Origin of the sequence: Gracilimonas sp. (assembly GCF_031581265.1) — a bacterium.
Taxonomy (GTDB): Bacteria; Bacteroidota; Rhodothermia; order Balneolales; family Balneolaceae; genus Gracilimonas.
In genome coordinates this window covers 1-23,472 of sequence record NZ_JAVLBQ010000019.1, presented here as the reverse complement: position 1 = coordinate 23,472, position 23,472 = coordinate 1, and the positions used below count along the sequence as shown (strand labels likewise).

The following is a 23,472-nucleotide window of genomic DNA, read 5'->3' as shown; positions in this document are numbered from 1 at the left end:
ATAGCGTACAACTAAAAATTTATGTTCCATTCGTATTACGCACATTCTTTGGCAGATCTCGCTCATCATTTTTGTGATGATTTAAAAGTAGATAACTCCAGCCCTCTTCAACCCACCTGGATAGTTGTACAGAACAATGAAATCAAAGAATGGCTTTCCCTGCAGTATGCTTCCAGAAAGGGGATTGCGGGTAATTTCAGGTTTATATTTCCCTCTGAGTTTTTATGGATGCTATACCGACTCAATAAGAAGCATGTTCCTAAAGTATTGCCGGGAGATTTAAACGCCCTTCAATGGACCCTGTTCTACCTATTTAATCAGAATGAGGATCTGCTTGCCAATATTCCTATTTACGATATGGAAAATGATGTAGCCTCAAAAAGATTTCATCTTTGTGCTCAGTTGGCGGATGTGTTTGATCAATATCAGGTGTATAGGCCGGAAATGTTATTGGATTGGTTAGATGGTAAACCAAGTACAAAGCATAAAGATGAAAAGTGGCAAGCCTATATTTGGAAAAAGCTTAATGAATATTGGAAACAGCATAAAGCGACAAAAGATATTCCAAGTAGGCCTGAAGCTTATAAAGAGCTTCTACAGTGGATGGATGATAAGTCCAACCCAGTCACAGAGCAAATTCCTGATAATCTATACGTGTTTGGACTTTCACAAGTAAACCAACCTTTTTTAACGATCTTGAATAAATATGCCCACCATAAAGAGGTCCATTTTTATCACCGAAAGTTAGATTTTGATTTTGTTGGCGAGGATTTAACTCAGCTTCTTTCAATGTGGAATGAACCGGCTGAAGATGAGCTTGAATTATCTAATCGGTTGCTGAGGGAATTCAATGTAGATTCAAAAGTCACTAAAGCTGACAGCAATTCAGCGACACAGTTTTCTTCCATAAGAGTACATTCTTGCCATAATAACCGAAGGGAGGTAGAGGTACTGAAGGATGAATTACTTCATTATTTGGATGAAAATACTGATGCAAATGCCCGGGATATTTTAATTCTTGTTCCTGATGCAGAAGAATATGCAACTGTTATAGAATCCGTATTTGAAGGAAATGAGAATGAGCCGTCTCTTCCGGTTTCCAAGATATTTCGGAATCAGAAATCAACGACACATACCTTGGGTTTGGTCCTTGACCTACTGCATTCTTCCTTTAAACCGAGTATGGTGTTGGAAATAGTAAACATGGAACCCATTCAGAATAAATTCTCAATCAATGATGAAGAAGTTGATACTATTGAGGAATGGGTACAACAAAATAAAATTCACCGGGGGGTAGGAGCCTCTTTTAACGCCCCATTTAGCTGGAAAAAAGGTATTAACCAACTTATGGCCGGTTTTGTGATGGAAACGGATGAGCTTGAGGTTTTTAGAGGGTTGGTTCCTTATGATGGTATTCACACATCGGATGATATGCTGTTGGCTGCCCGTTTTTCCAAGTTAATGCATCTTCTGTTTAGCTTTTCCGAAGAAACTGAAAAATCTAAAACTGTAACTGAATGGCTCAATTTTGTTGAAATAATCACCAAAGAATTGATTGTTGATGAATCTAAAGATGAGGCTTCTGCAACCAGGATATTTAACATTATTAGCAGGCTAAAAGAGCAGGCAGCATATACTGTAAATCAACAAGAAATTAACTACAGCTTAATGAAAAGCTGGTTCAAAACTCAGATAACCAGTAATGATTCTGCCTCCGGTCGATTTGGGCATGGAATAACAGTAAGCTCTTATATTCCTTACAGGTCGGTTCCTTTTCGATTTATAGCAATGTTAGGGTTGAACGAAGGAGTCTTTCCCAGGAAAGCTGTTCGCCCTGAATTTGATTTAATCTATGGCGAACCCAAACCGGGTGATCGTTTACAGAAAAGAGATGATACCTATCTTTTTCTTGAAACACTCTTCGCAGCTGAAGATCACTTTCATATATCCTATCACGGACAAGATCAGCACTCTGATACCAATAAGCTTCCTTCCATGCCGGCTCAACAACTTTTAGAGGTAATGAATAAAAGTCAGATAGTAAAACTGGAACATCCTCTGCATCCATTTAATACTCGCTACTTTAAGGAAGGAGGAATGCTGACTTCTTATTCGAAGGAAAATTTAGAGTTGTCCAAAAGCATAAGAGGTGACAGTAGTGCAGAGCCCGCATTTATTGATTCAGGCTTGCAGAAATTGATTCAAGAGAATAAAAGTGAAATAGAAATTAGAGACCTTATTATATTTTTTACTAATCCCTCTAAATATATTCTGAGTAATGAATTAAACGCATCAACAAGAAGCTATTATAATGAATTGAAAGATAGAGAATCATTTGACTTGGACTATTTAGAGTCGTTTAAGTTAGATGGACTTCTGTTTGACAAATTAAGCTCAGGTTTTTTAGATACAGATATTTTTGAGTATGTAAAAACGGCAGGATTAATCCCTGATAAACTTAAAGGTAAAAAAGTATTTGGCTCAGCTTTGGAGGAGGTTTCAGGTCTCCATCAAGAGATTCAGAAAGTGTCAAAGGCGAAAGAAAGAGAGATTAATATTGAGGTGAAAATATCCGGACTAACAATAATTGGGAAAATAAAGGGGATATATGGTAATGCTTTAGTCAGTAGCAGAATAGGTAAACGAAAACCTAAATACGAAATTGAACATTGGCTAAAGCATTTGATGCTTTTGGAGGCCGGTTATGCGATTGACAGAAGTATTTTTATATCCAAGGAAAAAGATGAGGTGGATATACTGGAAATTCAAAGTGATCATATTTCAAAAAAAACATTTAAATCATATATAGAATGGTTTGCAGGGAAATCAGCTCTGCCGGATACATTGGTATTCTTTCCCGAAACATCAAAAGCCTACGCCGAAGAATGGCTCAAAAAGAAGGATAAAAAAGAAGCTCTGTCTAAAGCCAAAAAAGCTTGGGAGCCAAAGCCTAATTATACCTTTGTTGAATCAAATGAATTCAGTAATAGGGTAGTTTGGAGAAATAGAGAGCCTTTAGAAATGGAGGCATTTCATGAGAATGCACTAACGTTTTGGGAACCTTTTATACAAGCAGTTGAAGGAGGCGATCATGAATAGCAAGCCCTTAAATGTATTTAAAGCCCCATTAAAAGGGATAAGCTTGGTTGAGGCCAGTGCCGGTACCGGAAAAACGTATAATATTACTTCACTGTACGTCAGAGCACTGCTGGAGCAAGACCTTGAACCGTCCCAGGTTTTGGTTATGACCTTCATGGAGGCTGCTACTGCAGAGTTAAAGTTTCGAATCAGGGAAAGGCTCAGGGAGTCACTAAATGCAATTGAAACCCAGAATGCCAATGGCGATTCATTTCTTGCCGAACTGATTAGTCAAAATTATGAGAATGCGGTATCTAAACTGAAAACAGCTATTGATACCTTTGATGAATGTGCAGTTTTTACTATTCATGGATTTTGTAATAAAATACTTGGTGAGTATAGCCTCTATTTTGATATACCGGTAAACTTTGAAGTTTTGACAGATCCAACGGAGATCCTACAGGAGTGTGTGGATGACTATTGGCGTTCTTTCATACATAAAGCCGATGAAGATGAGTTAAGCTGGTTTATTCTTGATTACCTGACAGATATTGGTTTTGGTCCCGATGAGCTCAGAAAAACAGTAGAGGAAGTATTTAAACATCCTCAAAGCACCGTTTTACCCGACAATATTACTACCGATCAGTTTGCAGAATCTCTTGAACAATTAGAAACTACTTTTCTGCAACTAAAGGATACCTGGAAACGAGAGAAGGATATTATTTCTGATATGTATCTAAATAAAAAACTGAGTGGCAGAACGTTTAAAGAGGGAAAAAAATGGAGACAAGACTGGAATAATTTGCTCAGCTTACTGGATTCGGAAAAGCCTAAAATTGGGGTACCTGAAAGAATGGAAAGGTTTGGGGGGTATATGAAGGAGAAAGGCTCTAAAAAAGACTTTACGGTTCCGGACCTGAATTTCTTCCCATTAATGGATACATATCTTGAGTTAACGAATAAACTTAAATTTATTAAACCGGCATTCATTAAAGAGTCTCTGGCTGAAATTAGAATTAAGTTTGAAGAGAAAAAGAGGGCAGGTAATGTACTCACCTATAATGATTTACTTGAAATCACAGAGTCAGGTTTGGAAAAAGATAAATCAGGTGATTTGGCGAGGAAGCTAAGTAAGAAATACCCGACTGCTCTTGTTGATGAATTTCAGGATACAGACCCGGTTCAATATGGAATATTAAAACAGATCTATTACAATCGTCCTGAAACCGGGCTATTTATGATTGGAGATCCAAAGCAAGCTATTTATGGATTCCGGGGGGCAGATATATTTACCTATTTGACGGCCAAAGAGGATGCCAACAAAGATCAGGCATATCATCTAACCGAGAATTATCGGTCACATAAAAACATGATAGCGGGTGTGAATAGTCTTTTCACTCAAAATGAAGATCCGTTTTTACTTAATAAACTCTCATTTAATGAAGTAGCTCCTCCAAGTAACAAAGAGGAAAAAAAATATATAAAATCAAAATTAGGCGGAACTACTAATTCATTGCAATTCATAGCGATGAATGAAAATAAATATTCCAATAAAGGTAATATTGAAGCTGATATTTATAGTATTCTTAATAATGAAATTACCAGATTATTATCAGGTGAATGCAGTTTGGGTGGAGAACCAATAAGAGAAAGGGACATCGCCATGTTAGTAAGAACGGGCAGGCAGGGAGAAGCTATTCAGGATAGCTTAAGAGAGATTGGAATAAGCAGTGTTTTACGATCTCGAACCAGTGTGTTTAAAACCGAAGAAGCTGACGAACTTTTTAAGGTTTTAAGTTCTGTACAGCGAATTTCGTATGAACCAGGAATAAGAATGGCATTGGCAACTTCATTATTAGGGTACAATGCAGCTGATCTGCTACAACTTAATGAGCAGGAAAGAGAATGGACTCAAATCATAGAAAAACTTGCCAGGGTAAAGCATGTTTGGGAAGAGAAAGGAATTGAATCGGCTATTGAGGTTCTATTTAACCTTTTTGAAATACGAAATCGAATATCTAAAACCAAAGCTGCTGAAAGAAAGATATCTAACTTACTTCACCTTACGGAGCTTTTAACGAAAACATCCCGGGAGAAGCGCCTTAATGGCAAAGCTTTACTGAAATGGTTTTTTGAGAAGATAAACGCTGATGACAATCAAGCTTCTTCTGAAGAAGAACAATTACGACTCGAAAGTGATGAAGGGTTGATTCAGATTACGACTATTCATTCTTCTAAAGGGCTTCAATACCCGATTGTATTTTGTCCTTTTTTATGGAGTTCAAAAGCCGATCCTGGAAAGAAGGACATTCTTAAATTTAATAATGAAGGTGAAAATTTTATTGATATCAGTCAGGTAGAAGAACATGCCGAGCGGATTAAATATAAAGAGCTTACTAAGCACCAAAATCAAGCTGAAGATGTAAGGCTTGCTTATGTGGCTTTGACAAGGGCAGTCTCTGCCTGTTATGTGATGTTTCCTAAGTATAATAAAATTCATGAATCGCCCATATCATATATTCTCACCGGCAATAACAAAGATCAAAAAGGCAACTTTGATCACTTGTTTAAAATATTGACTGAGGCAGATAATATAGATGTTAGAAACCCAATTGCTGCTCGAAAAGAAAATACCTTTAAAGACTCAGATTGGCATTCTGAAAAACTTTCAGCCAAAGAGTTTAAGCGACATGATCTTTTCAATTTTCCTCAAATCCTCAGTTACTCTTCTTTATCTGAAGGTAAAGAAAAGGCAGACTATGAAGCAGGGTACGATGAAGTTCATTTAACACCTACCAATGCAAGTGAATTGAGGGTTGACCGTTTTGGGTTTCCAAAAGGTGCCAACGCCGGGACATGTCTACATCAAATATTTGAAGATATTTCTTTTCAAGATTTGGGAAGTCTATCAAAAATAGTAAGTGATAATTTGGATTATTATGGTATAGATGAAAAATGGAATACCGTTGCACATCAATGGGTTAAAGAAGTCATTAAACATAAAATTGATAACTCAAACACCTCGCTGCAGGTACTAAGTCAGGACAAAGTACTTAAGGAGATGGAGTTCTTTTTTCCGGTGGAACATATAAAGGCAAATGTTCTTTGGGATAAAATCCGGAATGATCATCCAGACACGGCATTACAGGAATCTATTCATGGATTTATGAAGGGATACATAGATTTGATATTTGAGAAGGAGGGTAAGTTTTATATTCTAGATTATAAGTCAAATTACCTGGGAAATAGTTCTGACGATTATAACGAAAATGCACTAAAACAAGCCATCAAGGATTCCGGATACGACTTGCAATACCATATTTATACGTTGGCTTTACATCGCTATTTGGCAAGCCGGATGAAAGACTATTGTTATGAAGATCATTTTGGCGGGGTCTATTATTTATTCTTAAGAGGGGTGGTTAAAGATAAACCGGGAAGTGGAGTTTTTTATGACTGTCCTGATAAAGATATCATTGATCAGATAGATAAGTATTGTAGTAATGGGGGAATCTAATGAGTTATATAGACCGCTTAAGTAAATGGAAAAAAGCAGGTTATATCAATGACCTTATTACTGAATTTGTTCGGTTTCTAATACAAATTGATGAGAATATATCGGATGAAGTATTAACGGCGGCTACTTGTTGTATGTTCATGCAGCAAGATGGTCATATATGCTTAGACCTGAACAAGCCGGATTCCAACATCTTTTTATTTGAAGAAAAAGAAACAGGAGTCAGGCTTGATGCTAAAACTTTTAGTGCATGGAATTCAGCTCTTTTGGGCAGCGATATTGTGGGGAAAGCAGGCGAGACCAAACCTCTTATATTGGAAGAAAATCGCCTATATATACATCGTTACTGGACGTATGAAGAAGAACTTACGGAGTGGATAAATAAGCGCTCAAGCCAAACAAATGAATTGTCAAAGGAAGAAATTGATGTTCTCTCGAAATTTATTAATCCTTCTCAGGATCTATTTGAAGTTAACTGGCAGCAAATTGCCATTTGTTTAAGTTTTATAAAAGATTTTTTGGTGATTTCAGGAGGACCGGGAACCGGGAAAACCTATACCGTACTGAATATCATTGCTGCCCAAGCGTTAGCTAATGCCGATGATAATTATAGGATTGCTCTGGCAGCGCCGACCGGTAAAGCAGCCCGCCGTCTAATCAATTCAATAGAAAAAGGTAAAAATAATCTTTCAAAAGAGATTGTAGGTAAAATTAAACTACCTGAATCTGCATTAACCGTACATAAACTACTAGGTGCAAATTATTCAGGAAGTCGATTTAAGTACGGAAAGGAGAATCCACTGCCTTATGATCTCATTGTTATTGATGAAGCTTCCATGTTAGATATTACGATGTGGACGCGTCTTTTGAGGGCGGTAGGTTCTGATACAAAACTCATTGTTTTAGGGGATAAAGACCAATTAGCTTCTGTTGAGGCAGGTTCCATCCTTGGTGATTTATGTGGTGGAGAAAACTCCTTCTCAGCACATATTGTAGATAGAATATCAAAATTGACCGGTTTTAATATACCGAAAGAGGATAACCCCTCCATTGCTTCAATCAATGATTGTGTATTGTTCTTAACCAAGAGTTATAGATTTAATGAACACAGTGGCATAAAGAATCTCTCTGATGCGATCAAAAGGTCCGACTTTGAACAAGTCTGGTCATTATTAAACAGCACCGAGTACCCTGACATAGAGGTTGCTGAGCCTAATAGTGAAACTATGGGCCGGCTAATTGAGGAATATGCCGTTCGTCATCATCAGCAAGTGGTGGCATCAGATGAGAAACGGTTACCAGTGTCCAATGAAAAAAAGATTCTATGTGCGATGAGAAAATCAGAATTGGGAACAGAGAGAATTAATCTAAATGCTGAGAAACAGATTAAAAGAAATATAGGTGTATTGATTTCGGAAGACTGGTATGACGGCAGAACTGTTATGGCTACAAAAAACAATGGATTGCTTAGGATTAAAAATGGTGAACTTGGGATATTTAATAAAAACGATGGCCTCGTTCATTTTGAAGGGGAGAATGATATTCAGGTTTCCCCAGCGAGGCTTGTAGATTATGAGCCTGCATTTGCAATTACAATTCATAAAAGCCAGGGATCTGAATTTAACGATGTTGCAATTATACTTCCAAGTAAAGAAAATTCAATACTTTCGAAAGAGATTTTATATACAGCTGTAACAAGAGCCCGCCGAAACACTCTTGTAATTGCAAGTAAGGAGATATTAAAGAAAACTATTACACGTTCTATCTCAAGAAATAGTGGAGTCCGTCAGAAAATTTGGGGATAATTAATCAAGATTTCTGTATTAGAACTGAATGGAACAAATTGAGCTTTAATTAATTAAAGAAAATATTACTCAGGAAAAGAATTTGTACCCCAAAAGCCAACGTATCAGGGGGAAACAGTTGATAGCTGTTTCCCCTTATTTTTTGTCTATACAAATATGCATAACAGACTGATTAAAAACGTATAGATATTTTTAATATAGGATTAAAAGTTTCTAACCAATGAGAAATCTGTCAATTAATCTGTTGCCGGGTACTGAAATTAAAATTCGGAACAAATATCCTTTATAGGCTTTCAAGTAGGTGAACATGAACAACAATCAAAGAATCATGAACACTTTTACAAACTTGAAATATTTAACAATCGTATTAGCAATCTCATTAACTGGCTTTGCCTGTTCTTCTTCGAGCTCATCAGATGGAGAGAGTACAGCAACCATTAATGGATCTGTTGAGGAATCTCAACAGCAGAAACTAAAACAAAATAGTACAGCAGGTGTAATTGTTACTGCCGGTAGAGTTAATTCAAACGGATCAGTTGAAGCCATAAATGGGGTGCAGACTGAGACAAACGCATCCGGTAACTTCAGCTTGGAAGTAGATGCTGAATCTACACAACACCTCGTAATAATGGCTGAAAACCAAGGTACAACCTGGAAAGGATACCTGTCCGGTGAAATTGAAAATGGTAACAGTTATACACTCAAACCAATCAACTCTGAATCAAGTGCTGAGGCAGAGATTTTTGCCAATTTGGTAGCTTCAGGAGGTGCAGATATTGTCAATAAAGCTGATGTAGAGTCCACCGTATCAAGCGAAGTTGCTACAGAAATACAGGGAAATACCAGTACTGCAAGTACTATTGCTGCAGGACTAATAAATGCAGCAGAAGCCCGCGCTGAATTTTATTCTGAAATGATGAGCAGTAATGCTCAAGCAGCTTTAGAAGCTACTTCAGAAAGTATGTCAGAAGCTCAATTCAGATTAGAATCAGAGCTGGATGCTTCTACAAGCGCGGAGCAAAGAGCAGATGCTTACAATGTATTTGTTGAATCTGTTGTCAATGCTTATTTAAATGCAGGACTTGATGCTTCTTCTTCAGCTAAGGCAATAGAAGTTTGGAGCCGGACCTATGTAAATAGTACAGCTTCCACTTCCTCTGAAGTAAGAGAAAGCACAAGAAAGAACACATCACTTTTGGTAGCCTCAGCGATTGACGGTGCCATAAGAACTGAAGCAGAAGCAAGCGGAATGTCTGAAAGCTCAATACAAGCTATAGTTGATTCCGGAGTTCAGTTACGTTCTGAAATTAAAGCGAGTAGCGGAGTAGATAGTGAAATTAAAGCAGCATTTGAAACGTATCACGAAGAAGTAAGAACTACTATGGAAAACGACGGCTCTTTTGAAGCTTCAGTAATTGTAGAGATTGATTCAAAAATTAATGCAAGCGGTGGGGCAAAGGCCACATTTGAAACCGCCGTTTCAGCTTTGACGAATGCATCTATCGTAGTTAATGTATACCAGACATTTTATGCAGGTGTTCGCAGTACGGTAGAAACAATGCTATCAGGAGCAAGTGAAGCTGAAATTAATGCAGTTACTGAGTTAATGATACTTGCTAATGTAGCTTCTTAACTAAAATTCATAATCCCAAAAAAAGCCTCGCATATTTTCAATGCGAGGCTTTTTTAATGCAAATTGAAAAACAGCTTATTGAGCTTTTTTCACTTCAAGTAATTCAACTTCAAAAATTAAGGTTTCATTAGCACCAATGGCACTACCTTGTGGACCTTGAGGGCCATAAGCTAAATCAGATGGAATATAGAGCTCGTAAACGGCTCCTTCGCTCATAAGTTGAACACCCTCATTCCAGCCTTTAATAACACGGTTAAGCGGAAATTCAGCACCGTCATAAGGTTCCCTCTGTTGGCTGTAAATATCATTTTCCTGAGCTACTTCTTTTCTGCTGGTGTCAAATACAGTGCCATCAAGTAATCGACCTATATAATGAACAACAACGGTATCTTCAGCTTGTGGTGATACTCCTGAACCTTCTTCAATAACTTTATACTGTAAGCCTGATTCAGTTTCCATTACGCCTTCTTTTTCAATATTTTCTTCTAAGAAAGCCTGGCCTTCAGCGAGGTTGTCTTCTCCTTCCTTCGCATTAAGTTCAAATACATATCTGTTAATAGTAACATTAACTTCTTCCTGATTTAAAACCGGCTCAATGTCATCGTTAAGTCCGGCATTTAGCCCGGCTATGTAATTTTGTATATCAATATCAGTAATTCCCTGGCTGCTAAAAAAGTCACCATTTTGAAAACCGAGTGCATAACTTACACTATCAATATCTGCTTCTAAGCTGGGATTGTGTGTTCCGTCTAAATTTTGGGTACATGCTGAGAACAGTAAACCAAAACCGAGTACAGCGACAATACTTAATTTGTTTATTTTCATAATCTGTTATTGGAAATTGTATTTATTTGGAGGTTTATAATTTAGACTCGTAAAATAGGAGAAATCACACCAAAGTGGAATAAATAATCTTGTATCTGTGTATATTAAGAGCTATAAAATTTTTCATAACAGACAAATACATTGAAATTTAACGAATTTGACTTTAAAGAAGAGCTAATAGCGGGCTTGAGGGATATTGGATATACTGATCCTACTCCCATTCAAGAACAAACCATCCCGATAATTTTAGATAAAAAAGATATTATTGGGGCAGCTCAAACCGGTACTGGTAAAACAGGGGCCTTTGTTATTCCTGTTATTCAACAGATCTTAGAAAACCCATCAGAACAAACACAAGCTTTAATACTTTCTCCTACACGAGAGCTTGCCCAACAAATTGACGAACAGATTTTTGCACTTGGTTATCATACTGGTATCTCTTCAGCTACTATCATAGGGGGAGAAGATTTTGGGCAGCAAGCCAAAGCCATTCGCTCCGGGGTAGATATCATTGTTGCAACACCTGGTCGGCTGATTGACCAAACCAAGGTGCTGGATATTGATTTTAGTCATATCAAGTTTTTGGTATTAGATGAAGCTGACCGCATGCTTGATATGGGTTTTCTGCCGGATGTAACAAAAATCATCAAAAAGCTTCCTGAAAAAAGGCAGACTATGCTCTTTTCGGCGACAATGCCCAATGCGATTAAAGAACTCGCCAACCGGTTTATGGATAATCCTGAAAAGGTAGAAATTGCCATAGAAAAACCATCCGGGAGTATAACTCAGCAAGCTTATTTTGTAAATCAGAAAGAAAAACTGGCATTAGTTCAGGATGTACTTGATGATATGAAATGGGATTCCTGTATTATTTTTTGTGCTACCAAAAGGGGAGTGGATGAGCTCGAAAGATTACTACAAAAAAAAGGAATAAAAGCCGGCAGTATCCATGGAGACAGAGACCAGGATGAGCGAAATAAATCGCTTCATGAATTTAAGAGTGGGCAAGTACCGTTAATTGTAGCTACTGATGTTTTGGCTCGTGGAATTGATATTGCAAATGTTTCACTAATCATTAATTATGATGTGCCACGCGCTGTTGATGACTATGTGCACAGAATTGGAAGAACCGGTCGTTATGATAAAACCGGCACAGCTATTACATTTGTGAATAAGAAAGACCGAAGAGCTTTCAGTGCTATTCAGGATAAAGTTGGCGATCAACTTGAGATGTTGAAGGTAGAGGATAGCTCTGGTACCCAAAAACCCAATAGCAGTAAAGAAAAAGAAGTTAAGGAAAAGGAAAAGCAAAAAGAGCGGACTCACCAATCAGATCAAAAAAAGAAAAAGGAAACAAAATCTGATAAAACCATGAAGCAACTTTCGAAAAAAGAAATTGAGAAACGGAATAATAAAGTTCAGAATTTAGATTCTGTGGAAGTTATACTACGGGAAGATAAAATTGCTTCTAAAAAACATGAGTTAAACAGAAAAGAAAGAAAACAGTCTTCCAATAAAGATTCTTCTTCAAAATCCACGAATGATAAATCATCGTCAAAAAGGAATGAGCCTGTTATTCCTGCTGAGCGTATCAAAAAAGCAACTAAGAGAAATCAAAACGCACCCAAACCGGCAAAGGGGTTATGGGGTTTGATAAAGTCATTATTCTCTTAATTTAAAATTGATTTTACATACAGTTAACAAATATTCCTTCTTGTCGAGTTACATTAGATAAACCCTAAATCACAATTTATTCAACCTGAAGTTAATTATGAGATTTTTAGCCAAGATTATATTGCTCAGTCTTTTTGCGCTTTCCTGTCAACAGAATGATACGTACAAAACAGAAAATATATCTGTTGCCCAAAATCAGGATGAAATTCCCGAAAAATTACCTTTGGTTGAGGATACCGAAATTAAAAATATCATTTTAATGATTGGTGATGGTACAGGTTTGGCGCAAATATCGAGCGGACAAATAGCTTTAGTTGGCCCTGATGGAATGCTCCACATGCAAACACTTCCGGTGGCAGGATTTGTTAAAACACATTCATCAGATAATTTAATCACTGATTCAGCATCCGGAGCTACGGCATATTCATGTGGTATTAAAACATATAACGGTGCTATCGCTGTAAACCCAGACGTAGAAGTGTGCAAAACCATCTTGGAATTGGCAGAAGAGGCAGGACTTAGTACCGGTTTGGTAGCCACATCATCAATTACCCACGCTACTCCGGCCAGCTTTGCCGCTCATGTCGAGCAGCGTAGTATGGAAGAAGAAATTGCCTACGATTTTTTAGACTCCGGAGTGGAAGTATTTTTAGGCGGTGGAATGGAGTTTTTCTCTGCTGATACAAGGTCAGATTCTTTAGATTTACTCAGTGAATTTCAAAATGAAGGTTATCAACTACTGGTTAATGACAATGAATTGAATACTGCAGATAACAGTAAATTGTTAGGACTTTTTGCTAACGGAGGCTTTGAAAGGACAGAGGGAGAACCATCCACCACAATGATGACAAAGAAAGCTATAGAAGTTTTAAGTATGAATGAGGAGGGCTTCTTCTTGATGGTTGAAGGAAGTCAAATTGATTGGGGCGGTCACGGCAATGATTCGGATTATGTAATTAATGAAGTTCAGGATTTTGATGATGCGGTAAAGGCAGCACTCGATTTTGCTCAACAAGATGGTGAAACATTAGTGATTGTAACTGCCGATCATGAAACCGGTGGAATGACATTACAAAGACAAACAGCGGAAGGTGATTCTTTAGAAATATTTTGGACATCAGGTTACCATACTGGAGTTCCGGTTCCTATAGCTGCTTATGGTCCTTACGCAACCGAGTTTATGGGTTGGCAAGACAATACTGAAGTAGGTCAAAAAATGTCCGAGCTTTTGGGCGTAGGATCATTGCCCATTTATTTAGAAAAGTAATGATATAGAAATAGATAGGAGAGGCTTGTTCTGAGCCGGACTAATTTGATAATAACCTATCATAAGCCGGATTGAACCAGTTTTTTTATTCTAAGACTCACTCAAAAGTTTTGGTATTTCAGCTAAAGAGCGTATTCCCAATTCCTTTTTTGGCTTTCATTTTTTTAAAGGTTAAAGTAAAATTTGCCCCACCTCCTTCACTTTTGTATTCGCAAGTTCCCTGAATTTGATCGGTTAGTGCTGTAATAAGATGCATCCCTAAAGAGCCGGATTTTAGAGGGTTTGTAACATCAAATCCTACGCCGTTATCCTTAATATTGATTTTAATATTGTTGTCTTGCTCAGTTAGAGAAAATTTTATAGAGCCTTTATTCATATTTTTAAAAGCATGCTTATAGGCATTGGTGATAACTTCGTTCACTATTAGTGATGCCGGTATAGCTTGATTGATGTTCAAGGTTAGTGGGTCACAATGTATATCAAGTAATATTTCTTCTTTAGGTTGAAGTGTTTCAGATACATTTTTGACTAACTTTCTTAAAGTTTCAGAGAATTCAAGTTCTGAGAAACTATTAGACTGATAAAGTAATTCGTGAACAGAAGCCATGGTTTTTATACGTACTACACTGTCATATAATTTAGCTTTGAGATCTTCATTTTCCGATTCAAAAGCTTGCAACTGCATCATCCCGGAAACTACTGCCAGGTTGTTTTTTACACGGTGGTGAATTTCAGCAAGTAATGTTTCCTTTTCAGTGAGGGAAGCTTTGATGGCTTTTTCATTTCTTTTTCGCTCGGTGATATCACGCCCAATTGCTACCCAATGCGTATAATTTCCTTCATTATCTTGTACAGGAACCATGGAAGTATTAATCCAAAACTTCTCCCCATTTTTTTTGTAATTAATGAATTCAACTTCAGTGGCTTCATAATTGTCCATCTCAGTTCGAAGGTGCTTACGAACCTGATCAGCAGTTTCAGGCCCATTCAAAAAATGTAATGTTTTTCCAAGAACTTCCTCCCTTGAGTATCCTGTAAGTTCTGTAAAGGCTTCATTTACAAACACAATTTCACGTCCAAACTGGCCGGGTTCTGCATCTAAAATAACGACAGATTCGGAGGTATTGGTAATTACAGATTCCAACAATTTCAGACGTTCTTCCTCTTCCCGTTTTTGCGTTATGTCTTGCATTGCACCAATCATACGAATGGAGTTACCTTCGTCATCTTTGATGACAAATGCTCTGTCTAAGATGTATTTATAAGTGCCGTCAGCAGCCTTAAACCTATATTCTAATTGAAACCGGTCTTTATTCTCTTCTTGAACATTAGAAAGTTCTTGATCAACTTTTGAGAGGTCTTCAGGATGTATTTTATCTCTCCACCAATTTCCAACATTCTCCACTTCTTTTTTATGATACCCAAACATCGTATAAATATTATCATTGTAGACCATTCGATCGGTTTTAATATCTAAATCCCATATAGTATCGCTGGTGGCTTTATTTACAATGTTGTAGCGCTCTAAACTTTCCTGAAGTTCCTTTTCTTTTTCAATTTTTTCAGTTACATCTCTTTCTATGGCTATGAAATGGGAACATTCTCCCGCATCAGTAAAAATGGGATCAATGCTCATATTAAGCCAGTAGGGGGTGCCATCTTTAGAGTAATTGAGAATGGTTGTTTCAATAGATTCATTATTCTCTATTGCAACTGAAATATTCTGAACCGTTTGTGGATTGGTATCAGGCCCCTGTAAAAATGCACCCGGTATCTTGCCTATAATTTCTGTCAATTTGTATCCGGTGAGTTCCTTGAATCCATTGTTTACCCAAGTAATGAGCCCATCCGAGTCGGTGATTATAACAGCATCAGTTGTTTTAGCAGCCACCAGGGAGAGTTCTCTCAGCTTTTCCTCCCGTTCAATTTGTTGGGTTACATTTCTTGAATTGGCTACATAGCCGTTAACCGCAGGTTCATCCAGCAAGTTAGTTATGATGGTTTCTACCCAATAATAATTTCCGCTGAAGTCACGTAAACGATAGGATTCTAATACAACCCTTTTTTCATCTTTTAGCCGATTAAGAGAATATTCAATTCTATCGTAATCATCAGGATGAACTAAATCCAGGGCTTTCATTCCTACATATTCTTCAAAGGCACCACCAATAGACGGACTCACATATTTGAATCTTAAATCTTTATCTAATATGCCTATTAAATCAGAGCCTTCTTGAACGAGGGCTTTGAACCTTTTCTTACTGTGAGCTAATTGTTTTTCGGCTTGTTTTTTCTCTTCACTTTCAAAAAGAATACGTATTATTTGCGCAGCTCGCTCAACTGTATTTTGTTCATATTCAGTAGGGGTGGAAGGACTTTCATAATAGATTGCAAAAGTTGCAATAACCTTACCTTCAGAATTAATAATAGGTTCCGACCAACAAGCAGAAAAATTGAACTTTCCACCCAGCCATTTGTAGTCTTCCCACAATGGATCTTCAAAAATATTGGAACTAATAACTTGTTCTTTTCGGTAGGCAGCTGTTCCGCATGATCCTACTTTTTCTCCAATTTCAACTCCTTCCAACGATTCCAATAATTCTTTAGGAAGTGAGGGAGAGCTGAAATTGAAGAGCTTGCCATCTTTGACAAGGGTTACCGAGGTTTTAACGGCAGAGTGAAGTTTTTCTATTCCGGATAGGAAGTCGTAGGTAATTTCTTTACTTGAATATTCTCTTAAAGCATTTTTTTCTAAAACATCCCGTTCCAGTTTTTGTAATTCGTTATAGTACTTCTGTTCGGTGACATCAGAAGCAGTAACCAAGATTCCGTTAATTATATCGTCATCTAATAAATTGGTAGCTGATGATTTTAACCAATCCCAAGTTCCATTTTTATTTTGAAACCGAAAGGGACGAGGTCCTGCATGTTTGCTCCGCATTATTTTTGCGAAATCTTCTTTGGCTTTATTTACATCATTAGGGTGAATAAAATCAAATGCGTTTTTACCATTTAACTCATCTAAAGACCAGCCTAATATATTTGGTAAATTAGGGCTGATGAATTTGAAATTGCCTTCTTTGTCTAATATCTCAATTAAATCTCCGCCTTCTTCTACCATACTTTTGAACTTGTATTCACTAACTTTAAGTTCATCATTAGTATTTCTCAGTTTGATAGCACTTGAAACATTAGAAGTGAGCGTTTTTAAATATTGAATTTCTTCTTTATCCCATTTTCGTTCTTTTTGACAATCGTCAAAACCAATGAATCCATAGAACCGGGCATCTATAAAAATTGGTATTGTCAGTATAGAGATGATTCCTTGAGATTTTAAAAGCTCCTTAAGCTCGCTTTCAGGTAGTTCAGGTACAACAGCTTGGAAAACTTTGTCATTTAGAAGAGGATCCATGATATCTGGAAAAGCTGCATATTCGATATCTTGTAAATCAGGATTATCAATTTGAGGTTTAATAGTATCAGCACTCCACTCAATGCGTTGGCTCAACAAGTCTTTACCTTGTTCTTTATCGTAATGCGTTTCAAAATAATATACCCAATCTACTTCCACAGCTTTACCTACTACATCAAATGTTTCAGATAATGCTTCAAGCCAATTTTCATTTTTTATAAGGGCGCCGGTAACTTTAGCATTGGCAGCCAATAAGTCACTTTTTTGTTTAGCATTTTGTTCAGCTTCTAACTTTAATGTGATGTCTTCAGCTAAAACCATTCGATAGACTTTACCATCTTGTTTAAGTCTGCTGGTACTGATATCTGCAAAAAACCTTTCCCCTGATTTTTTCTGATGCTCTAAAACAGTTTTATAGAAAGTTTGTTTGGAGTTTTCTGCCTGTTCAATTTCCTTATTAAGTTTATAAACCTGGTCTTTAGGACGAATGTCCATTAAATTCAGCCCTACAAATTCCTCTCTTGAATATCCGTATTGATCTATGGCCGCTTTGTTTACGTCTACAATCTTTCGATCTACCATATCAACCAAATACATAGGCTGAGGGGAGAGATTAAATATGTCTCGATATTTCTTTTCTGATTTTTGGAGAGACTGACGAACTCGATTTCGCTCTATTCCATAGGTAATAACTTTACCAAGCATGAATGGTGTAAGCTCATCTTTTAAAACATAATCGACCACGCCCATATTCAGGGTTTTTAGCCCAAACTCTTGATTCTCATACCTGGTTAGTACTATTACGGGTACTCGGCCAGCCAGCGCAACTATTTTTTCTACCAAAGACTCACCGCTTAAATCAGGAAGTGTAAGGTCCATTAAAATGGCACTAAAGTTTGAAACCTGCTGTAAGATTGTTTTAGCCTTTCCAAATGTCTTAGCATGCTTAATGTCTACGGTTGCCAATATTTCAGCTAAATATTCTTCAATAAGTACCAAGTCCCCGGGGTTATCCTCGATGACCAATAGTTTTAAATTTTGCTGTAATGCTGTCATGCTACATCTTAATTTTCGGTTTTTGGAGGAAGCTGAAAAATTGAAATCCAAAAGTCTTCCAGGGTACTTATAACATCTATGAAATTGTTAATATCTACGGGTTTTGTAATATAACAGTTTGAGTGATTTTGGTATGATTTATAGATATCTACCTCATCAGAGGAGGTAGTAAGCATAATAACAGGAATATGTTTAAGGTGGTCATGGGTTTTGATGTGCTTCAATACTTTATGACCGTTCATTTTTGGAAGGTTAATGTCGAGCAATATCAAATCCGGTTCTGCAGCATCTTTATACCCATTTTTTTTCTCAAGATACTGAACAGCTTCCCATCCATCACGGACCACTGATATTGAGTTTTTAATTTTCCCTTCATCCAGTGCTTCTTTGGTGAGTACTATATCACCTTCATTATCTTCGACTAATAATATGTGAATTTCTTTGGGTTTCATGATTCGTTTTATCTGTGGTTCTTTTAACCATTATTTTGGGTTCTAAGACCTTTCCTTTGTTTTAACACATTTATTCTTTTGATATGGTAAAGTAAAATGTACTTCCTTTGCCTTCTTCAGAATCCAGCCAAATTTCACCACCATGCCGTTCTATTATTTTCTTGGAAATAGCCAAACCAATGCCTGTTCCTGAGTATTGATCTCGGGTATGTAATCGCTGAAAAATCTGAAATACAGTACTTTGAAATTCATTTTGAATACCAATACCATTGTGCTTTACCTCAAATTTCCAGTGCGTATCTGTTTCGCTGGAGGCTATTTCAATAATAGGAACTGTACCTGATTCCTGATATTTCAATCCGTTATTGATCAAGTTTTGGAAAACTTGCTTTATGGAACCCGGGGTAGCAAAAATAGTTGGTAAAGAACCTGCTTTAATCTTGGCTCCAGTTTCATCAATATGAGTACGTTCGAGGGCTTTTACATCTTCTAATATGATATTCAAATCAACTTCTTTTCGTTTACTTTTTTCCTGACTAAGTCGTGAGTAATTAAGCAGGTCCAAAATAATTTGCCGCATACGTTGGGCACCATCTACGGCAAAATTAATATACTGATTGGCTTTTTCATCCAATTTATCGGAATATTTTTTGTCAAGTTGACTCAGAAAGCTTTTCACCATGCGGAGGGATTCTTGCAGGTCGTGAGAAGCCACGTAGGCAAATTGCTCCAGTTCAGCATTAGATGTGGCCAGTTCCTGAGCACGTAATTCCAGTTCTTCATTTAATTGCTGCAAGGCTTCGCGAGCTTTTTTGCTTTCAGTGATATCTTTGAAGAACACAGAAATACCTTCTTCAGAAGGATAGGCGTTGATATCGAACCATTTGTCTATAGGTTCATAGTAATCTTCAAATGAAACTGGTTTTCGCTCATGCATTGCCCGGTGATAGTTGGTATAGGAGGGGAGGTCTACAGCATCATCGAAAATATCCCACAGGTTTTGATTTATTATTTCATGTTTTGGGGTATGCAGAAGCCGTTCAGCAGCTTTATTCCAATAGGTTACATTCCAGTCCTCATCCAGGGTAAAGAAACCGACACCAATACTATCTAAGATATTTTCTTTTTCCTTGAAGGTTTTTCTAAGCTCAATTTCTGCAGCTTTCTTTTCAGTAATATCTCTTATAGCTCAAATCATGCGGATGGGGGCTCCATCGTCATTTCGTACAATGTATCCATTTTCAATTACGTGGGCATAACTTCCGTCGTCTCTTTTAAAGCGGTATTCGTAAGCCCATTTATTCATGGATGAATCCTGCAGGGTAAACTTCAAATCATCAAAGGCCTCTTCGCGGTCTTCGGGATGTACTGATTGATGATATTTCTCAATGGTATATGTCCCTTCACCAGGTTCGTGTCCAAAAAGTTTTTTAAATCCTTCACCCCAGTGCAAATTATTATTCTCGATATCCCAGTCATAAATCGCATCACGGGTTGCTTTACTTACAAAGTCATAGCGTTCTAAACTCTCCCTAAGCTTTTCTTCATATTTTTTACGTTCAGTAATATCAGTAAGAGAGCCCACAATGCCGGTAACTTCTCCATTTTCAATGAGTGGAGCTTCGTGTATTTCTACCCAAATTATTCTATTGTCAGCTGTTCTAAGCTGTAGTTCATAGGGGAGCTGAACTTCACCGGTTTCTATAGCTTTTTGGGTGTGTTTTTCACCTTCTTTATTAATGGGATGGTCCGTAATGAAATCTGTCCAATTGCGCATGGCTTTTTCAGGGGAGTATCCAAGAAATTCTTCCGATTGTGGAACTACATAGTTTAATACCCCTTCAGTGTCATGTTGATAGAACATGTTGGTACTGTGTTCTACTACATTCCGATATTTTTTTCAGCCTCAGCTTTTTCTAATTGTGCTCTTTTTGTTTCCGTAATATTACGGGCAAAACAGGCCACACCGGTTATATTATCATCCTTAATTATTGGATTGAATGCTACTTCGTACCAAATTTCACTTTCCTCTTCTGGGTGAGGTTCTTCATTTTCAACAAAAAATGTTTCGCCATTTAAGGCTCGTCGATAATGTCTTTTCCATCGTCTGGTATATTCATCATCTGAAGAATTTCCTTGGAATATGGAATCTCCCGGATCAATACGTTGACCGGTTTGAAATTCAATAGATTTTTGAAATTCTTGATTTGCTGTTATTAAGCTATATTCCTTATCAATACTCCAGATAAGATCTTGAGTACTGTTTATCAGCGCTTGATTGTTTAAACGTTCAAACTCTTTTTCTTTTCGGCTAATTATTTGTTGGATCTTGGTTGCTATCTGTTCTCCAATGGCCTTTAACAAATCATGCTCTTCGCTTAAGAAAGGAGGTTTATCACCAAACGGTTCATTAGTGAGGTACACAATGGAAATTTTAATTTCCTGTTCTAATCGGCGTTTTATAGTTTTTGAAATTTCCCAATCAGTTTTCTGATAACCCTCCGTTTTAAATTGACTTCCGTTCCATGTAATACATACTTCTGTAATTTCTGGAAACTGCCATCCCTGAGGTATTAGCTGAACTGCTTTTTCTAACAATTTATTAGGGGTGAGATTCTGCTCTTTCAGCTTTGATATTTCATACAGGCATCGCTGCTCTTTAACGCGTTCAGCAAGTTGATGGAGGGTGTTATCTCAAGCTAATTCCGCTTCTTTACGCTCTGTAATATCTTGGGTGCTTCCATAAATTCGAATGCACGTGTCACCAATAAATTCAGGTTCACCTACCGCTCTAACCCAACGTTCATTGCCCTTATAAGTTACTATGATCAGTTCAACGTCAAAAGGAATACCGGTTTCAATAGTTTTATTGACTTCTTCAGTGATACTCTCTCGGCTCCAGCCTTCTTTATAAAAGTTAATAGCCGAGTCTAAATCAGGTTTATAGTCTAAATCTACCTCATGCAGTTTTTTTACATAATCAGACCAATGCAATTTTTCATTTTGAAGATCCAGCTCCCAGGTTCCGATTTTGGCCAAATCATAGGCCGATTCTAATTTTGATTCCAGTTCTTTTTCCTGGGTAATGTCAATCATTAAGCCCCGCAATGAAACCGGCTTTCCATCTTCTTTAACAACTGTGACTACATCCTGTAACCAAATATACTCGCGATTGGCTTTGCGCATTCGGTATTCAAAACTGTGGTTTCGTCCTTCTTTAGTTTCATTTTGGGAGTACTGAACTGTTTTTTCACGGTCTTCAGGGTGAATTTTGTTCTTCCAGAATTCGGGGGTACCGACCCATTTTTCAGGATCATACCCTAAAATAGATTTAGCTTGAGGGCTTACATAATTGAAGACAAAAGTATCTGCATCCGACTCCCAGACAATACCGTTAATAGTTTGCACCAAGGATTGGTATTGCTCTTTAGCTTGCTGAATTTCTTTTTCAGCTTCAATTCGTTCGGTTACCTCTTTAAAATTGTCTACAATCCCCCCAATAGCCGGTTCATGCAACATATTTGTTATAGTACCCTCGAACCAGTGCCATTTTCCTTCTTTGTCTTTAAGCCGGGCTGGCGGAACCTCTATGGGTTCACCGGGCTTATCCAGGCATTTTTTTATCTCCTTTTCAATCATGGGTATATCATCAGGATGAGCCTTTTCAAAGAAGTCCATTTCAATAATCTCTTCGGGAGTGTATCCCAACACATGTTTTACAGACGGAGAGGAGTAGGTTGGGTTACCGTCCTTATTTAGGATGAATAAGATGTCACTGCCATTTTCGACCAAAGCCCTGAAGCGAGCTTCTTTTTCTTCTAACTGATCCCAGGCCTTTTTCTCATTTGTTATTTCAATCAGAGATATGAATGATCCTATAATTTCATCATGATCATTAGTAGCGGGTTTATATTTTATGGTGAAATGTCTTGTTTCTCCATCAACGGTAGGAAGTGGGAGTTCATTGGAAATCGTTTCACCATTAAAAACGCGATCATAAATACCTTTTACAGTTTCTCTACGCTCCGGCTGAGCATAGTCTAAAATTGAATCTCCCTTTTTTATTTTTTTGTCAAAAATATCAAAATAGTTCTCGGCAAATTGATCATTGAAATTCAGAATTTTTAAAATTTTGTCAATCAGAATGAAACTATCTTCTGAATTATTCAACATTAATTTCTTTTCGAGATCACTGCGATATTTTTCGGTGATGTTAGTTGCGGAGTTTATAATAAATTCAACTTCACCTTTTTCATCTAACACAGGGGTGTTTACTATTTTCCAATAGAGCTGTTTGTACTTACCGTCATCAAGTATGATATCGTAGCGAATACCATACATTTCATCTTCACTTTTGGTATTAATAACCTTGATAAAAGAATTTCGTAATCTTTCAACGCCTGTGGGTTTTTCTTCTTCAGGGTTTTCAGGGAATGCCTCAAATAGTGATTTACCAATCAGCTCAGATTCTGAGCTTTGTGTCATTTCTACATAAGCGTCGTTAACATTTATAAAGGTAAAATGAGGTTGATTGGCTTTAACGATAGAAGTTGGGGTAGGGGAAGCCTTAAATATCTTTATTATTTTTTTTCTATCAACCATGTAACATACCCAGTTCAAAAAATTTAATTAATACACCAACATAAGCTCAGAAATGTACCCTTAGTGTATTAAAAAAGGGTCTTATGAAGTATAGCATGTTATGATTGTTTGTAACATATTGCTATACAATGGTTAACAAGTATTATAAACG

General features: G+C 37.2%; 13 protein-coding genes and 1 pseudogene. 6 read left to right on the top strand and 8 right to left on the bottom strand.

The genetic code is table 11. The features are described 5' to 3' along the window. Positions 1 to 21 precede the first annotated feature (21 nt). The 4 genes from RI561_RS08240 to RI561_RS08225 all read left to right on the top strand — a co-directional run bounded on the left by RI561_RS08240 (position 22) and on the right by RI561_RS08225 (position 10,033). Complete coding sequence (locus tag RI561_RS08240) at positions 22 to 3,099, top strand: exodeoxyribonuclease V subunit gamma (RefSeq protein WP_395079752.1); 3,078 nt, start codon at positions 22 to 24, stop codon at positions 3,097 to 3,099. Then, on the top strand, positions 3,092 to 6,595 hold the full coding sequence (recB, locus tag RI561_RS08235; RefSeq protein WP_395079751.1) for an exodeoxyribonuclease V subunit beta: 3,504 nt from the start codon (positions 3,092 to 3,094) through the stop codon (positions 6,593 to 6,595). Before RI561_RS08240 ends, recB begins: the two co-directional genes overlap by 8 nt. After that, a complete protein-coding gene (gene recD, locus RI561_RS08230) occupies positions 6,595 to 8,400 on the top strand; it encodes an exodeoxyribonuclease V subunit alpha (protein WP_395079750.1) in 1,806 nt (601 codons plus the stop codon). The genes recB and recD overlap by 1 nt, the downstream gene beginning before the upstream one ends. A gap of 346 nt (positions 8,401 to 8,746) precedes the next feature. After that, the gene (locus RI561_RS08225) at positions 8,747 to 10,033 is read left to right on the top strand and encodes a hypothetical protein (RefSeq protein WP_395079749.1); all 1,287 of its coding nucleotides are present in this window, start codon (positions 8,747 to 8,749) and stop codon (positions 10,031 to 10,033) included. Positions 10,034 to 10,108: 75 nt separating this feature from the next. Here the strand turns inward: RI561_RS08225 and RI561_RS08220 are convergent, their stop codons facing one another. Continuing rightward, positions 10,109 to 10,858: an FKBP-type peptidyl-prolyl cis-trans isomerase gene (locus RI561_RS08220; protein ID WP_395079748.1), complete on the bottom strand. Its 750-nt coding sequence runs from the start codon at positions 10,856 to 10,858 to the stop codon at positions 10,109 to 10,111. Between the two features lie 141 nt (positions 10,859 to 10,999). On the opposite strand from RI561_RS08220, the gene RI561_RS08215 reads away from it, so the two are divergent. Both RI561_RS08215 and RI561_RS08210 read left to right on the top strand, forming a co-directional pair. Next, positions 11,000 to 12,532, top strand: coding sequence for a DEAD/DEAH box helicase (locus RI561_RS08215; protein ID WP_395079747.1), 1,533 nt, complete (start codon positions 11,000 to 11,002; stop codon positions 12,530 to 12,532). A 97-nt stretch (positions 12,533 to 12,629) separates the two neighbouring features. Further along, entirely contained in the window at positions 12,630 to 13,799 is a 1,170-nt protein-coding gene (locus tag RI561_RS08210) for an alkaline phosphatase (RefSeq protein WP_395079746.1), read from the top strand. A 118-nt stretch (positions 13,800 to 13,917) separates the two neighbouring features. On the opposite strand, the gene RI561_RS08205 is transcribed toward RI561_RS08210, so the two are convergent. The 7 genes and pseudogenes from RI561_RS08205 to RI561_RS08175 all read right to left on the bottom strand — a co-directional run bounded on the left by RI561_RS08205 (position 13,918) and on the right by RI561_RS08175 (position 23,321). Next, a complete protein-coding gene (locus tag RI561_RS08205; protein ID WP_395079745.1) occupies positions 13,918 to 18,267 on the bottom strand; it encodes a PAS domain S-box protein in 4,350 nt (1,449 codons plus the stop codon). Positions 18,268 to 18,275: 8 nt separating this feature from the next. After that, a complete protein-coding gene (locus tag RI561_RS08200) occupies positions 18,276 to 18,719 on the bottom strand; it encodes a response regulator (RefSeq protein ID WP_395079744.1) in 444 nt (147 codons plus the stop codon). A gap of 70 nt (positions 18,720 to 18,789) precedes the next feature. After that, complete coding sequence (locus tag RI561_RS08195; protein ID WP_395079782.1) at positions 18,790 to 19,836, bottom strand: ATP-binding protein; 1,047 nt, start codon at positions 19,834 to 19,836, stop codon at positions 18,790 to 18,792. Between the two features lie 72 nt (positions 19,837 to 19,908). After that, entirely contained in the window at positions 19,909 to 20,304 is a 396-nt protein-coding gene (locus RI561_RS08190; RefSeq protein WP_395079781.1) for a PAS domain-containing protein, read from the bottom strand. Next, a pseudogene (locus RI561_RS08185) lies at positions 20,284 to 20,589 on the bottom strand (PAS domain S-box protein); the annotation flags it as partial. The pseudogene RI561_RS08185 and the gene RI561_RS08190, both read right to left, overlap by 21 nt. Positions 20,590 to 20,600: 11 nt before the next feature. Continuing rightward, the gene (locus RI561_RS08180; protein WP_395079743.1) at positions 20,601 to 21,317 is read right to left on the bottom strand and encodes a PAS domain S-box protein; all 717 of its coding nucleotides are present in this window, start codon (positions 21,315 to 21,317) and stop codon (positions 20,601 to 20,603) included. A gap of 96 nt (positions 21,318 to 21,413) precedes the next feature. Beyond that, a complete protein-coding gene (locus tag RI561_RS08175) occupies positions 21,414 to 23,321 on the bottom strand; it encodes a PAS domain S-box protein (RefSeq protein ID WP_395079742.1) in 1,908 nt (635 codons plus the stop codon). Between the last annotated feature and the right edge of the window lie 151 nt (positions 23,322 to 23,472).